General features: G+C 56.1%; 11 protein-coding genes and 1 riboswitch. Of the genes, 8 read left to right on the top strand and 3 right to left on the bottom strand.

Annotated features, from left to right (window positions below; genetic code table 11):
* Window positions 1–2 precede the first annotated feature (2 nt).
* From WH367_RS19915 to WH367_RS19905, 3 genes are all read left to right on the top strand, one after another.
* Window positions 3–1,403: a class II fumarate hydratase gene (locus tag WH367_RS19915; RefSeq protein WP_339537398.1), complete on the top strand. Its 1,401-nt coding sequence runs from the start codon at window positions 3–5 to the stop codon at window positions 1,401–1,403.
* Window positions 1,404–1,428: 25 nt separating this feature from the next.
* On the top strand, window positions 1,429–2,409 hold the full coding sequence (locus WH367_RS19910; RefSeq protein ID WP_339537397.1) for a tripartite tricarboxylate transporter substrate binding protein BugD: 981 nt from the start codon (window positions 1,429–1,431) through the stop codon (window positions 2,407–2,409).
* 708 nt (window positions 2,410–3,117) lie between these two features.
* Window positions 3,118–4,623 (top strand): hypothetical protein, encoded by a 1,506-nt coding sequence (locus tag WH367_RS19905; RefSeq protein WP_339537396.1) that lies wholly within the window; start codon window positions 3,118–3,120, stop codon window positions 4,621–4,623.
* A 212-nt stretch (window positions 4,624–4,835) separates the two neighbouring features.
* Here WH367_RS19905 and WH367_RS19900 read toward each other — a convergent pair whose 3' ends face one another.
* Window positions 4,836–5,096 (bottom strand): barstar family protein, encoded by a 261-nt coding sequence (locus WH367_RS19900; RefSeq protein ID WP_445228140.1) that lies wholly within the window; start codon window positions 5,094–5,096, stop codon window positions 4,836–4,838.
* Between the two features lie 694 nt (window positions 5,097–5,790).
* Between WH367_RS19900 and WH367_RS19895 the strand changes: the two genes are divergently transcribed.
* Genes WH367_RS19895 through WH367_RS19880 form a run of 4 tightly spaced genes read left to right on the top strand, consistent with a single transcriptional unit; the run spans window position 5,791 to window position 11,843 of the window.
* Window positions 5,791–6,858, top strand: a complete 1,068-nt coding sequence (locus WH367_RS19895) for a ComEC/Rec2 family competence protein (RefSeq protein ID WP_339537394.1) — start codon at window positions 5,791–5,793, stop codon at window positions 6,856–6,858.
* Entirely contained in the window at window positions 6,855–8,162 is a 1,308-nt protein-coding gene (locus WH367_RS19890) for an ABC-three component system protein (protein WP_339537392.1), read from the top strand. Before WH367_RS19895 ends, WH367_RS19890 begins: the two co-directional genes overlap by 4 nt.
* Entirely contained in the window at window positions 8,143–8,706 is a 564-nt protein-coding gene (locus tag WH367_RS19885; RefSeq protein WP_339537391.1) for an ABC-three component system middle component 1, read from the top strand. The genes WH367_RS19890 and WH367_RS19885 overlap by 20 nt, the downstream gene beginning before the upstream one ends.
* Window positions 8,703–11,843 (top strand): AAA family ATPase, encoded by a 3,141-nt coding sequence (locus tag WH367_RS19880; RefSeq protein WP_339537389.1) that lies wholly within the window; start codon window positions 8,703–8,705, stop codon window positions 11,841–11,843. Before WH367_RS19885 ends, WH367_RS19880 begins: the two co-directional genes overlap by 4 nt.
* Window positions 11,844–12,338: 495 nt before the next feature.
* Here WH367_RS19880 and WH367_RS19875 read toward each other — a convergent pair whose 3' ends face one another.
* Both WH367_RS19875 and WH367_RS19870 read right to left on the bottom strand, forming a co-directional pair.
* Window positions 12,339–12,899 (bottom strand): hypothetical protein, encoded by a 561-nt coding sequence (locus WH367_RS19875; RefSeq protein ID WP_339537388.1) that lies wholly within the window; start codon window positions 12,897–12,899, stop codon window positions 12,339–12,341.
* Between the two features lie 24 nt (window positions 12,900–12,923).
* Window positions 12,924–13,002, bottom strand: a riboswitch (ZMP/ZTP riboswitch).
* Between the two features lie 76 nt (window positions 13,003–13,078).
* On the bottom strand, window positions 13,079–14,002 hold the full coding sequence (locus WH367_RS19870) for a LysR family transcriptional regulator (RefSeq protein WP_339537387.1): 924 nt from the start codon (window positions 14,000–14,002) through the stop codon (window positions 13,079–13,081).
* A gap of 104 nt (window positions 14,003–14,106) precedes the next feature.
* On the opposite strand from WH367_RS19870, the gene WH367_RS19865 reads away from it, so the two are divergent.
* On the top strand, window positions 14,107–14,841 hold the full coding sequence (locus WH367_RS19865; protein WP_339537385.1) for an SDR family oxidoreductase: 735 nt from the start codon (window positions 14,107–14,109) through the stop codon (window positions 14,839–14,841).
* Window positions 14,842–15,147 lie beyond the last annotated feature (306 nt).

The following is a 15,147-nucleotide window of genomic DNA, read 5'->3' as shown; positions in this document are numbered from 1 at the left end:
GCATGAACGACACCCGTATCGAGCATGACGCCTTTGGGCCGGTGGAGGTGCCCGCCGCGCGCTACTGGGGCGCGCAGACGCAGCGCGCCATGGGCGTTTTCAGCATCGGCACCGAGCGCTTTCCCAGCTGCCTCATCGAAGCCTTTGGCCTGCAGAAGATGGCCGCCGCCCAGGCCAACCAGCGCTGCGGCGTGCTGGATGCGCGGCTGGCCGATGCCATTGTGCAGGCGGCGGCGCTGCTGCGCGACGGCCAGCATGCTGCGGATTTTCCGCTGACGGTCTGGCAGACGGGATCGGGCACGCAGACCAATATGAATGCCAACGAGGTCATTGCCAACCGCGCCAACGAGCTGCTGGGCGAGCCACGCGGCAGCAAGGCGCCGGTCCACCCGAACGACCATGTCAATGCCTCGCAGTCATCGAATGACAGCTTTCCGACGGTGATGCATATCGCCACGGTGCGGGAGCTGGAGCAGCGCCTGCTGCCAGCGCTGGCGGTGCTGCAAGCCAGCTTGGCCGCCAGGGCGCAGGCCTTTGAGGGCGTGGTCAAAATTGCCCGCACCCACCTGATGGATGCCGTGCCGATGATGGTGGACCAGGCCTTTGACGCCTATGCCCGCCAGCTGGCACTGGGTATGGAGCGGGTGCGGGGCACGCTGCCGCGCCTGCTGGTGCTGCCCCAGGGCGGCACGGCAGCGGGCACCGGCCTCAATGCGCCGCCGGGTTTTGATACCGCCTTTTGCGAAGAGCTGCAGGGCCTGACCGGGCTGGCCTTTGTGCCCAACCCCAGCAAGTTTGAAGGCATGGCCGTGCACGATGCGCTGGTCGAGGCCTCGGGCGCGCTCAACACGCTGGCCAGCTCCCTGGTCAAGATCGCCAACGACTTGCGTCTGCTGGGATCGGGCCCGCGCTGCGGCCTGGGCGAGCTGCACATTCCTGATGACGGCCTCACCTCATCGATCATGCCTGGCAAGCGCAACCCCACCATTGCCGAAGCGCTGGTGCAGGCCTGCCTGCAGGTGATGGGCAACCACAGCACCATCACGATGGCCAATGCCTCCGGGCTGTTTGAGCTGAACGTGGCCAAGCCCGTGCTCATCTACAACCTGATGCAGTCGATCCGGGTGCTGAGCGATGCGTCGCACGTCTTTGCGACCCGCCTGGTCGATGGCCTGGGTTTGAACCAAGAGCGGCTGGCCGCGAATGTGGGCAGCTCGCTGCTGGTGGTGACCGCCCTCAACCCCGTGCTGGGTTACGACCAGGTGGCCCGCATCGTGCGCGAGAGCCTGCGTACCGGCCGGCCCCCGCGCGAGGTGGCCCTGGCGCTGGGCCTGCTCAGCGGCGAGGACTACGACCGGCATGTGGATGCCAAGGCCTTGGCGCGGCCCCATCCAGCGCCCTGATTTTTCTAATGACAAGGAGACAGACATGACATCGTTTTTGAAGAACGGTATGGCGGCGCTTGCCCTCATCACCGCTGCAGCCGGGGCCGGGGCCCAGGGCTACCCATCCAAACCCATCACCTGGATCGTGCCGTTTGCCGCCGGTGGCCCCACCGATGCGCTGGCCCGCAGCGTGGCCGAGCGGGTGGCGCGGGAGGTGGGCCAGCCCATCATCATCGACAACGCGCCCGGCGCCGGTGGCACGGTGGGATCGGCCAAGGCCGCACGCGCCAAGCCCGATGGCTACACCATGCTGGTCGGTCACATGGGCTATATGGGCGCGGCGCCCGCGCTGTACAAAAAGCTCAGCTACGACCCGGTCAAGGATTTCGCGCCCGTGTTCCGCTTTCCCGATACGCCCTTGGTGCTGATGGTCCGCAAGGAGCACCCGGCCAAGGACATCAAGGCCCTGGTCGAATGGGGCAAGGCCCACCCGGACAAGCTCTACATCAGCAATGCGGGCATCGGCTCCAGCTCGCACCTGATCGCCGCCTTGTTTGCGACCTCGGCCGGCATCAAAGTCACCCTGGTGCCCTACAAAGGTGCGGGCCCGGCATTGCTCGATGTCATCGGCGGCCAGGTCGACGGCATGTTTGACCAGACCAACACCGCCCTGCCACAGCTCAAGGACGCCAAGCTGCGTCCGCTGGCCGTCACCTCCAGGCAGCGCTTGCCGCAGCTCAAGGATGTGCCCACCTTGGACGAGACCGCCCTGCCAGGCTTTGAAGCCAGCACCTGGTACGGCATCTACGCCCCCAAAGGCACGCCCCAAGAGGCGCTGGACAAGTTCCAGACGGCCTACCTGAAAGTCATGGGCGACAAGGAATACACCGACAAGCTCATCAGCCAGGCCATCCAGCTGCTGCCGCCCGAGCAGTACAGCGGCCAGGCGCTGGGCCGGCATACCGAGGCGGAAGTGGCACGCTGGAAGGATGTGGCGGCGAAGACGCAGATCGCGTTGGATTGAGAGGGGCGGGCACTTGATGGGCTGGCTGGGCGGATGCCGGCTTTCGAGTGCTAGCGGCGCTGAATGGGTTGTATTCAGCCTGACTTGGTTCATGTCGCTTTTTTGCTGGGCCAGGTTTCCTATCTGCTTCGGCGCTGATCTAGCTGTTGTGTTTGGGTCATTTGTCTGGCTGCAAACGAGCCGCTGCTGTTGTTCACACCTTTGATGCCAATGTCCGCTGCGCAGCGATTGCCGCTGCTCGTAGCCGCAACGCTTCCTAACGGTCACCGACCCATACCGGCCATCCGAGCATCGACGCGGGCGACAGCTCAATGACGGGTTTCAGGTGTACAGCGGACAGCGATCATCAAGTGCAAGCAGATAGGTCGCAGGATGTCCGCTGTCACGTGGTGCAAACAGGAGCTTGCGACCCGTAGCGGGCACTCTGCACCTGCAGGATGCGGGCCTTCGCGGGAGCATCGTTATCGGCAACTCTCTCGGTGTGCTTACCCTCAGTTTTTAACTGAGCGTCGGTAGAGGCCGCGTCATGAATGGCATGCTGTCGATATAGGTCGGCCGGGAGAAGACTTAGCCAGCGGGTGATCCGCAATGGTGAGGAGATTGATGATGGCACTCGTGCGCACGCTATATTTATCCGGCAAGATTGGGCAACTTCAACACTAAGAGGGCGCGGGGCAACGATTCCACGCCTTCGCAGGGATCCGACGAATGGCAGGACAACGATTTACGGGCGCGGCTGCGCAGACCGAGGCTATAAAGGCGCTGGCTCATTCACGTGCCGGTATTGAATCGGCTCTGGCACCCTTCGAGCCAAGAAGCACATTCGAGGTCTGGTTCTCGACCTTCCGTGGCATCGAAGAGCTAATCAACCTCCCTGGCGAACTGCGAGGCGAGTCTCTCCTTGACGAGATTAAGGGGCTTGTCCTCTTGGACATTGACGAGGTGGTCCGGGCGTTGCCATCCATCAAAACGGGTCTGGAGTCCCGATTCTCAAGATTAGTGGCACGCCGGCTTGTACACACGCTCATGCAGCTCCATGCCATCGCCATGTCGTTTGCGACGAATCATTTCCCTGTAGCTCGGGAGATGGCAACCATCGGCACGGCCATTGGTTACCTTCAGTCGCGCAGACGGCATTTGCTAGCACTGCTTCACACGATTCCTGGCGCCTGCAGGGGAACTAGACAGCTGCACGAACTGGACAGTCTCAACCAGTTCCTATACCTCATTGAGACTGCCGGCCGGGGGGCAACTTCAATGCATTGCAACCTGATGCTGGCACAGGTGTACCCGGACTTCGCCTTGGTCGTCGACGATGTTGGGATATTGGCAAGCCACAGCTTCAACGGGCTGGACTCGTTGTTTCTGGAGCCTGAGCGAACAGCCATCATCGAGATGACCGATGTCGATTTCAGCGCGGTGAAGCGTGTTCCAGTGAATCGCCGACTCATTTTCTCCAAGGCCGAATTGGAGAACAATTTAGCGCTCATCGCGGATGCGTATGTGGAGTTCAACCTGCATGAAACGTCATACGGTCAGTTGGTTGCTTTCATCCGCAGCTTGATCCCTCTCGTCGTTGATGAGTATTTCGTTCGGCTGACCGTAAAGCGCTTCGATGAGTTGTGTTCCGAGCAGAAGCTACCCGCTACCCTCAGCAAGGCTCTTGTCGTTGAAGGCTTTGACTACGTTGGTAACACCAGCACCTACGCGCCATTCACGCGCATCGGCGACGACCTGATCACGTCGATTACCCTGCTCAGTCGATTCGCGAACCACTGGAAAAATGCCTGTTTGAACCGTGTTCGTCGATACCAGATCCGCTCTGGATTCATCTTCGAGAAGTCGGTCAAAGCGGCGCTGCGGGCCCAAGGGTTCGACATCACAGAGATCAAGAGAGTGGGGCATGCGGAGTTCGACGTCGTTGCGACGCTCGACGGCGTGATCTACAACGTTCAGTGCAAGAATAACCTCGTCGACTTGAATCGAATCGAGGCCGACGTACGAAGGTTCGTTCGCTACAACCGCTCCCTTGACCAGGCCTACCGGAAGGCGCTCGAGAAGGAACGCGCGCGCGAGCAAACGCTCTTAGGGGAGTTGAATCTGAACGCAATCAAGCACTTCGTTGTGAGCCGCTTTCCCATTGCAACGCAGAACCCCTGCGTTTTGGCCTTCGGCGAGATCTTGCGATTCAGATCCATTGCGGTAGGGGCGTAAGGGCAATTGCTGGAGCTGTCTTTTTTCTGGCGAGTAGCTCGGGTTTTTCTTTCTAGCGGCGCCCGAGAGACTGCTTTGCGTCACGATGCCGAACGACTCTTTGTGGCCGATCTGCGCCTGTCACAGAATGCCACCTTACTGCCATTCATGCCAAATCCTTCTGAGCTGGTTCAATACTGGAAAGTGCCGCAGGCTAGTGAGAGGCATAGGTGCTATGCGTACTCAACCGTTGCAGCATGCTCAGGGAAGTCTCTTTGCATGCGCTCAAGACATTCCTTCATCAATGCAGCTTCACAGGGAAGGTGTTGGACCAGTTCCTGCCATCCCTCCAATCGAAGAACATGCGGCATCTCAACAAGCACAACTATGGGATACCAGAATGCATCCCAATTTTTGCCATAAAAATCAGGAAATCCCAAAGCACTCGTAAATCGTTGATGAAGCTCGTCCACCTTCAAGACATCTCCAACCACCACCACCACAATCTGCTTCGCTCACGCCATGTATTCGAGCCTCCTTTGGGACAAATTCTGCCACCGACGTGAAGGATGGCTCATGGCCGATGGCGTGAACGCATGGATGCACAAGGACGCAGACCTCCTGATACGTCCGGAGAAGTCAGCTGTCAGCGAGGTCCACGAACTGGGGCTGCCGGCCACAAACCGCCGTTCGTGTGCGTCGTCAGTCGGACGTTCAGGTGTCGGCTTCGTCTCTGTAACGATCCATCCGATTGCTATAGACGAACGCGTCTTCATAGGCCATTTCCGACATTGATTGTGCTCGCATCCTAAGTCGGCAGCCTAGCGTATAGCGAACCTTATCAGCGTTGATAGTGTCGGATCCAACTGGTTGAATCAGCAAAGGCTCCGTTACGACCACCTCGGCCATCCGGTTTCCGACGGTGCGGATCCCATGATAAGCTGTAGCGGCTCTACGCTGGCATGTTTAACCTTTGCGCTTTGTACGATGCGTGAATGTTCAGCGTACTGATCCAGCGTGGCAGGTGAGGTACATTATGATCGCTTACAGGGACCCTTGATGCGTCGGTGGCCTCTCTTGTTGCCGGCGTCAGAGATCACTTTGTCGCCATATAGGTCGGGTAGCAAAGATATAAACGTACATGATCCTCTGACACGGTCGCCGAAGATAACGTTACCTGAGCTGTTGATGACTCTAAAAGTAAGTTTCCTGAAAGCGGCACACGGCGATGCGATTGTCATTGAGACATGCGTGGGCACTGAGACGTTCCGAATCTTGATTGACGGCGGTCCGTCAGAGTGTTACGAGCGTCGCCAAGGTGGGAAGAGAACAGCGGGCCCGTTGCAAGAGGTGTTAGAGGATCTGCGACAGAGAGGCGAGCGATTTGACCTCACGATAGTGACCCATGTCGATGACGATCATATCGGAGGCCTATTGAAGGCTTGCCGGCAAGATAAGTACCGTTCCGTCATTGCAAATGACGTCTGGTTCAACTCCGGAAAAGTAATTGCCCAAGCCTTCAACACGCAGGTACCTGAGGGATCAGACATCTGGATAGCCGATCCTGAAGACCGCCTTACGAGCATTGCTCAGGGCGTAGAGTTCGACGCCCTCTTGGATGGGTACTGTACCTCGCGTCGGCAAGTCAGGTTTGTAGATGGCCGGGAGATCTTGTTCAAGCACGGTAAGATATTTATTCTTTCGCCGACGGAACAGCAACTGACCAAGTTGCTTTCCAAGTGGGAGACGGAAAAAGCTGATTCGCTCACTTCTGGCGTGGCAAAAGACTACCACCTGTCGCTCTCTGAGTTGCGGGCCAATGACAAGTTTGTCGAAGACACATCTGTACATAATGGAAGCTCGATAGCGGTTCTCATCGAAACGCAGGGACATAGAGTCTTACTTCTCGGAGACGCGCTCCCATCCACTGTCTGCTCGGCGCTTCGAGAGCATTTAGGCGTATCGTCCGAGAACCCACTAGAAGTCTCTGTTTGCAAGCTATCGCACCATGGCAGCAAAGCGAACACAAGCGAGGACCTGCTGTCGTTAATTCGATGCGAGAAATTCGTTGTTTCGACCAATGGCATGCGTCATGCTTTACCGAGCAAAATCACCCTCGCCAGAATCAATGAAATGCAACCGAATAGCGAGATACTGTTCAATTACGAGGCAGTCAGAGACGACGTCTTTCCAAATTTGGAAGAGCGTGCTGCCTACGGGAACATAAAAGCGCTCACAGGAGAGTTGATACTGTGAGCGCGCTTAGACCAGAAGAGATATATCAGCGGGCGGTGATGGTCAACGATGGGTCTGGCGTGCTGGTGACAGCGCTCAGCGCCGACCACTCGTACGTTCTGACAGCACGCCACAATCTGCTTAAAGAGCGGACTAATGTCGCATCGCTCATGGAGCCGAACGAGACTGTCGTGAAATTGCGGGATGGCACCGAGATTGAAGTTAGGCAGCTCATCGTTTCCCCAATGCTCGATATTGCAGTGATCGTGGTGGTCAGTCAGACACTTGACCCCACGGCGACATCGACGTCGGTCGAGATGGAGCAATCGATGTGGTTGGTCGGATTTCCAGAAATTCGACGCAATTCGAACGAGCCGCTCCGGCTTTTCCCTGGGCAGATAGAGAACTTCGACGCACTGTCGATCGATGTCTCCACTAAGAGCTTTGCGACAGTTGATGAAGTTCGAGGGGTCTCAGGTGGTGGCGTGTATATCAAGGTCGCAAACCGCTGGATTCTTGTCGCGGTCGAGTACGAGATGGAAGGTCGGCCTCAAGAGGGCCACAACTGGCTGCGTTGCATCGGAATACCTGCGTTCGACAACTTGATCAGAGATCATGGATTCCCTCCGATCTTGCCGCCGTTCTTGCTGTCGTTTGCTGGGCTTGCGAATGCAGTATTTCCGCTACCTGGCTTCGAATGTCCCGCAACGCTGCAACGTCTGCGAACGGCCCTTCTTAGCGTTATTCGAACAAACCTCGCTACTGACTCTCCAACACCCAATGGAATCTTGAACATCTTTGGGAAGAGGCTGTTAGTTCAAGAGGATCCCGAATGTAGCCTGCTTGACAGGAAGCTTTGGATTTCGTGGCTAGAGTACCTAACCTTGTCTGTATTGCTCGACAGGCCACAAATTGTCGATGCGGACTATATCGAGAAATTACGTTCACGACGTCGATTTCTATACAGTGGCTCCGAGGGCGAGTGGACAGCGTTCGTTGAACGGATCATCCAATCTGACCTCGGTGGTCTTGCTGATGACGGCCTGGTGCTTGTTAGCAATCGGATCGAAGGGTCGCCTGCTAAAACCAGGTCAATCAAAGACCTATCAAGAGTGGTGCCAGATATCGGTCTTCCCCTGAGTGGGGCGTTTGACATCGGAATTCCGCGTAAACCTATCGGCAAAGTGAGACTTTTTCATCTTGATGGTCTCCACATGGACTGTATTGTTCGGCAAGAAGAACTTTACGACAATAAACTTGGACTTGATGAACATACCGTACTGCAGTTGCTAGCGGAGGCCTATCGTGCAGCTATTGCCCAATAATCTGGATGTAGGTTTTCTGAAAAGTATCGCGCCGGCTGTCGATTTTGCATTCTTTCAGTCAGATGACGAGAGGCATTTAATCAGTTGCTTTGTAGCTCGCTTTTCAGACAACGAAACCTGCGAAAAATATTGGCGATTGATCAACAACGAAATCGCCGTTGAATACCAGTCTTCGTTGCCAGACGAATTTTTGTCTTGGAACATCTACCTCGCGTTGGTGACACCGTCGGCGATGGACAAGCACCTCAAGTACCGCATTGAGAACGATAGGTTCGCGCTCAGAAAGCTGGTATTAGCAGGACCGACGTTTGCCTCGGATTCCGACACTGTCGTGCGAGAGGCTCTGGAGAATTCCATTCTAGGGCGAGACCTTAAGCTTTCGGATGTAGTGGACGGACTGTGCGATCAGCTTGAGAACTCTAATCGATTTCGAGAATTCCTCTCGGCCTCCTCGAAACTTCCTCTCGATGGAAAAGAGCGTTCTTCCGAAATTCGGCGCGGTCGCATCAATGAACTTCTCGAGCGTCTAGGATCCTTCTCATGAAAATCAAAAAAGTCATCATTGAAGGTTTCCGCGCATATGAAAAGAAAAGCGATGGAACCTTTGACTTCACAACTCCGTCGGGCGACCCTGCACAATTTATTTCCATCTATGCCCCAAACGGCTTTGGTAAAACATCTTTTTACGATGCTGTAGAGTGGGCGCTTACGAATAATATCGAGCGATTCGTTCGCGATTACACTCGCGTTGAAAACGATAATATATCTCGAGCTCAGAATCAGGAGAGTCGTCGTCAACACATTTTGCGGAATCGTGTAATCCCAGATTCTGCGCCTTCACGAGTGACCGTAACGGGAATCGGATTCGGGGATGTCATTAAAGATGTGCCGAAGGCGCGCGCTGGTAGCCGAGACTATCTCTTCAAACGCGAAGCACCGGTGCACGGAATGGAAGAGGTCGCGGGAGTTTTCCTGTCTCAAGAGGCCATCGACGGATTCCTTCGAGAGGAGAAGCCTGACGCGCGCTATGACAGGTTTATGCAAAACTTCGGAGATAGCGATGATACCTATCGCGCCAATCTCGTTGCCCTTAGGCGCGAATTGACGATCCTGCTAAAAGGCATGTCCGAGGAGCAGCGAAGATACGAAGAAGTTCTCGCAAAACAGACTGACACCGGGATCTTCGAAAGTGTTAATCGGACTATCCAAAGTCTGGTCGATCGTGGTGAGCGCATTGAATCGGTCTCACAGAGCTTTGACGCAGACAGCGAGCGCGATCTTCGCAATCTGATTGCGCAGCGGCTGCACGAACTGAACAATAATAGCGCGGACTTTGAGCGGTTTCTGACCGACTTGCAGGCAGCGCTCGTCGAGTTGCCTGTTATAGCGGAATCCATGGCGACGAGAGCTACTGCAATAAAGGCGTTGTCCGAACTCGAGAAACGGCGTCATGCTCTGAATCGCTACGCCAAGCTCAAAGAGAAAGTCGCGCATTCGACTGAGTTCGTTGAACGAACACACGCGGACACGATAAGGCATCAGACCTTGTTGAGCAAAGTACCTTTGTTCGAAGAGACGCTTGGTCAAATTGCTCAAATCACTGCACGAGAGCAAGAGTCGGTAGCGCAGCTTCAAGTCAAGAAGGCGGAGCTTGAAAGCTGGGAAGAACGCATCGCAACATGCAAGACATCGTTGCAAGATTTGGATGTTAATGCGAACGCACTAGTGGCTCTACGAGAGCAGGCCCCCGAAATATTTCGTGATCTCAACGAAGGGCGCGCTGTTATCGCCGAAAGACAGGCTCAAAGGGACGACCGCCAACAACGTCTTAATGTGCTAACCGCGAAGCGTGATTTGGAGAGGAGTAATCTCGAAAGTCTGATTGGCCTAGAAATTACCGAAGAATCAATCAACGCAGTTGAATTGACCATGATTTTGGAAGAGGGCATATCCGTACTTCCTGTTCAGCAAGCTGTTCTTGAGAAAGCCCGACGGGCTGAGCTTCTTGTGGCCGCGAGAAATGCTTTAGCAGCATTCGATGCGCAAAAAGGCCAATTTGCGACATTGGTGTCACTCGGCTGCGAGATACTAGCGAAAACGCCTTCGAATCAATGCCCGCTATGCACGAAAGAACACGCGAGCCCCGACGAGCTTTTGCAGAACATCCTGGGCAATCAATTACTTAATCAACTGGAAGCAGCCGCGCTCCACAAGCAGAATGATGCGCAGGCCGCCTTCGACGAATCATGTCTGCATGTCACTGCCTTAATCGAGGAGTGGAATCAGAGAAAGAATAAGGCAGTACTTGACTTCCGAGCTGGAGTCTCACAGAGCGAACGGGAGTTGCAAGCGCTCACATTAGAAATAAAGTCGCTCGATCGCGACATTCAGGCTGCGGCCTCTCGCGCACAGACTTCGGCTCAGCTCGTGCTGAATCTAAGTGCAGAGCAACTTGGCCAAAAGTTAGCAAAAGATATTCGTGAGGTTTCCGAGCGTCGCTCGACGGAACAGTCGGACCTCTCTCGTTCGGAGGATGAGGCTCAACTCCGCAGAGACGCGGTGAAACTGCTGATTCAAGCGATTGGCGAGGCAAGGGCAAAGGCGGAGCAGGCTAAAGGTGGCGAGGTGTACAAAGAATTAATGGCCGTTTGTTTGTCAAATGCCGTCGATCCTGCACAACTAAGGCAGCACGTGGCTCAGATGCTGGGAGACAGCCAGGGTAAAGCAGCAGCTGCTTTGCAGCAGTTGAAGGATGCGCGAGATCAGTTGGAGAAGGAGGAGGCCACGGCGCCTAACCCGAGCACAGATGACCTGGCCTCCGTAGAGCGCGAGGAACAATCGAACCAACGCTCACGGCTTGAATCGGAGGCGGAAATTTCTACGTTCGTATCTAAGATCGGCTCGCATCTGCCAAAGTACGATTTGTCGTGGCTGCCTGAAAGGATCGTGGATGGCATTAATTCCGCAAATGCGATGTATGCGCAACAGAAAGAGACAACAACAGGGTTGGCTAGGCAATATGCGCTGCTAGGCGAACAATTGGAGCTCGCGCTTCCCTATGTCGAATCGATTGAGGCGCGGAAACAACTCGATAAGCTACTAACTGAGAAGGCTAGGCATGAGGCCCTCAGCGCTAAAGTTAATGGCGAATACACGCACGTCATTCAAAGGTTGGATTCGAGAATCAGTAGCTTCTTTTTTACTGATTTAATCAATTCGATTTACAGGAAAATCGATCCACACCCGGACTTCAAAGAGGTTCGCTTTACGTGCGAGTTTCCAGAAGGGGAAAAACCGCGTCTCCACGTCCTCGTTTCGGACGAGGCCGGCGACTGCATCGCACCTAACCTTTACTTCAGTGCAGCTCAGGTAAACATACTTAGTCTAAGCATTTTTCTGGCACGCGCACTTCATGTAAAGGCGCATGGAGAGCCAGTTGGATGCATCTTCATTGACGATCCAATTCACTCTATGGATTCAATCAACGTACTGGCTACGATAGACCTGTTGCGTACTATTTCTAGAAAATTTGACCGACAGATTATATTGTCGACGCATGATAGGAACTTTTTCGAGCTGCTCAAGCGAAAGATTCCTGAATATCACTATGAGTCAAAATTCCTTGAATTGGAGACGTTTGGTCGGATAAAGGCGCGAACGGGTGAAGCGGAGCCTTCATAGCGGCTCAACAGCATGAAGTCGAGATTCTAAATCTCCTGAAGGGCAATGCATACCGGAAAATCCCGCGTAGCGAGCAACGAAGGCAAGCTGCCGTCCGGCTGCTTAGTGCTGCCAAAGTCAGCGGCCAGCCTGCCGTCACACCCAAGCCGCTGCGATGTCGGCTTTGGCCGACGTCCAGCCAACCGACGCGTCCGACTGAATGGCCGTTGTTCTTTGGAATCTGCTGTATCGGTCGCTCCCGGAGAATGTCGACAACGGGTCGTCAGCACCAGTTCGCAGCTTTCGAGAGCTGCCGTTCAGGCTGTCTGGCGCACTGCGATCCAGCAAGCTTCCGGTTTCAGGCGTACAGCGGAAACTTGGCTAGATAGCAGGACAACGTCTGGTATCGGCGGCAGCGGTTACAGGCTTGCTAAATCTCAGCGACTGCGACCAGCCTGCACCAGTCGTTGAAGTGAACTATGCGGCTGACCGATGTTGGCCATGCATGAGCTGTCATCAGCCTTGCAAATTAAGCGATAGTTCTCCCGTTGCCTTGGCGACGGTGCATACACCAGCCCTCCTTTCATTTTTCGCCCCGCCAACGATGTCACGAAACCGGCAGCGCTTGAACCCAATCAGGTGCTGGTAATAGGGGCGCGCCATGACCTCGGCCAATGTCTCCACGGCGGGCCTGCCAATGCGGATCGAAAGGTGCAGGAAAAGATCGCTCTCCACTGCAACCATCACATGGGCACCCCATGCGTCTGGGCGGTCATGCACCAGGGCCAGATCAAAGGCCTGTGGTGTGGCAACTTCATCCGTATATTCCGAGTCTTCCCACAAGTTGCTGGAGCGCAAATCGCCAATGGAGAATCCGTGCTCGCGTAAAAACTCATAGGCGTATTGCTGGCAGTTGGCGCCACCGGTCAGCCCACTGACACCAGGGGCGCCAGGGTAGCGCTCAAATACAAAGGGCACACCGTGGAAGCGTGAGGGAACAAGAAGTGGGGATCTGCGCAGGTCCAGGGCCTCGGCAGAGCAGAAAGGGGCGTTGAGGGGATGGGGGGCGTTAGTCATCAAATCTCCGGAATGGAAGGAATACCAAAACGCCCAGGCGAACGGCTCATGCATCATGCTCCCTGATGGTGCTCCATCTTTTTCGCCAGTCACATGACCCGGCCAGCATAGCCAAAAGTGATTCGGCGAACAAGCGCGGGCCTGCAGATCACCTGCAGCTTGCTGATCTCTCTTGCTACTTAAGCCGATATGGACCCGGGCAAAGATCCGCCCACCGGCACCCAGCCTTTCACATGCTCCACCAAGGCCCTTAGCTTGCGCGGCTGGTTTCTGCGGTTGGGGTAGTAGAGGTAAAAGCCGGGAAAGTAGGGCAGGTAGCTGTCCAGCACCGAGACCAGCTCCCCGCGTTCCAGGTAGGGCGCAAAGGTCTCCTCCATGCCGATGGTGATGCCGCCATCGGCCAGCGCGGTGCGCACCATCAGCAGCATGTCATTGGTGGTGACACGGGGGGCGACCGCGAGGCTGAAATCGCGGCCGTTTTCCTGGAATTCCCAGCGGTATGGGGCGAACTCCAGCTCCGCGCGCCAGCCGATGCAGCGGTGGCCCAGCAGGTCATTGGGGTGCTGGGGTGTTCCCTGTGCGCACAGGTAGGCGGGGGTGGCGACGACCACTTGCCGTTGCGGCCCTGTCAGCGGGATGGCGATCATGTCCTGCTCGATGACTTCACCGAGACGCAGGCCGGCATCGAAGCCGCCGGCAATGATGTCGGATTCGTCATCGGTGACGGTGACATCCAAGGTGATGTGCGGGTGGGCGGCGGTAAAGGCGCTGATCAAGGGACCGGACAGAAAGCGCTCGGCGATGGAGGTGACCGCCACGCGCAAAAGGCCGCGCGCTGGGCCTTCTTCGGATACTTCTTCGAGCGCCACCTGCACGGCAGCCAAGGGGCCGCTGATTTGCTGGTGCAGCGTCTGGCCGGCCTCGGTCAGGCGTACATGGCGGGTGGTGCGGTGGACCAGGGCGATGCCCAGTTGGTCCTCCAGCTTGCGCATGGCTTGGCTGACGGCAGAGCGTGTTACGCCCAGCTGGTCGGCGGCAGCACGGAAGTTTTGCGCTTTGGCCACCGCCAAGAAGCAGTGGAGGAGCTGGAGTTCGTCTTTCATTGGTTAGAAAGTCTAACCAAATTGTGCAGCATTGGCGCACTTCTCTGATCAAACCAAGCTGCCTACAGTTTGAACTTTCCAACGCCATGTGCAGAAAGTTCGCTATGAAAAACTTGCTCGACAAAGTCATTTTGATCACCGGTGCCAGCAGCGGTATCGGTGAGGCCACCGCCAAGCTGCTGGCTGCGCACGGTGCTACCGTTGTGCTCGGCGCTCGCCGGGTCGACAAACTGGGCCAGATCGTGGCCGATATCCAGAACGCAGGCGGTGTGGCCGAAGCGCTGGCGCTGGATGTGACCCAGCGTGCGCAACTGCAGGCCTTTGCCGACCATGCGCTGAATCGCTATGGACGCATCGATGCCATCATCAACAACGCTGGCGTGATGCCGTTGTCACCCCTTGCCGCATTGCGGGTGGAGGAGTGGGACTGGATGATCGATGTGAACATTCGCGGTGTGCTGCACGGCATTGCGGCGGTGCTGCCCGCCATGCGCCAACAGGGCTTTGGGCATGTCGTGAACATTGCCTCCATCGGCGCGCATGCGGTGTCGCCGACCGCCGCCGTGTACTGCGCCACCAAGTACGCGGTATGGGCCATCTCGGAAGGGCTGCGGCAGGAAAGCAGCGACATCCGCGTGACCACGATCAGCCCTGGAGTGACGGAGTCGGAGTTGGCGGAGACCATCACGGATGCCGCTGGCCGCGAAGAGATGAAGGAGTTTCGCAAGGTGGCCATCAGCGCATCGGCGATCGCGCGGGCCATCCATTTTGCAATCTCGCAGCCGGCGGATGTGGATACCAGCGAGATCATCATGCGGCCCACTGCGAGCCCGCATTGATGGAAATCTGATGATGGGCGGGCGTGAGAGCTTACTTGCATGGAGCTGGGGTTTTCAGGCTGTGGCTTCCTCTATGTTCGTAGGTACTCGCGTCATCCTTGCGGATATCTTCTACGCATCTCCTCTTCAGCGACGACGATGGCATCGCCAAACATTGAACGGTATTCAAGATCAAATGAGGTTATGCCGATCTTGAGCTTTCCATTTCTCATCGGAGTTAAACAATCATTGAATCGCCCCGACTTGGCTAGACACTCTTGAGCCGTTGGGAATGGCGCTGTTCAAACTCGATGGGCGATAGCCCTG

This window comes from Comamonas sp. MYb21 (genome assembly GCF_037479395.1).
Classification (GTDB): domain Bacteria; phylum Pseudomonadota; class Gammaproteobacteria; order Burkholderiales; family Burkholderiaceae_C; genus Comamonas.
This window is presented reverse-complemented; position numbering and strand designations above follow the sequence as displayed.

Coding starts and splice junctions, on each gene's coding strand:
- WH367_RS19865 (WP_339537385.1), top strand. CDS start 14,107: ATGAAAAACTTGCTCGACAAAGTCATTTTGATCACCGGTGCCAGCAGC.
- WH367_RS19910 (WP_339537397.1), top strand. CDS start 1,429: ATGACATCGTTTTTGAAGAACGGTATGGCGGCGCTTGCCCTCATCACC.
- WH367_RS19915 (WP_339537398.1), top strand. CDS start 3: ATGAACGACACCCGTATCGAGCATGACGCCTTTGGGCCGGTGGAGGTG.
- WH367_RS19875 (WP_339537388.1), bottom strand. CDS start 12,899: ATGACTAACGCCCCCCATCCCCTCAACGCCCCTTTCTGCTCTGCCGAG.
- WH367_RS19895 (WP_339537394.1), top strand. CDS start 5,791: ATGACTCTAAAAGTAAGTTTCCTGAAAGCGGCACACGGCGATGCGATT.
- WH367_RS19870 (WP_339537387.1), bottom strand. CDS start 14,002: ATGAAAGACGAACTCCAGCTCCTCCACTGCTTCTTGGCGGTGGCCAAA.
- WH367_RS19905 (WP_339537396.1), top strand. CDS start 3,118: ATGGCAGGACAACGATTTACGGGCGCGGCTGCGCAGACCGAGGCTATA.
- WH367_RS19880 (WP_339537389.1), top strand. CDS start 8,703: ATGAAAATCAAAAAAGTCATCATTGAAGGTTTCCGCGCATATGAAAAG.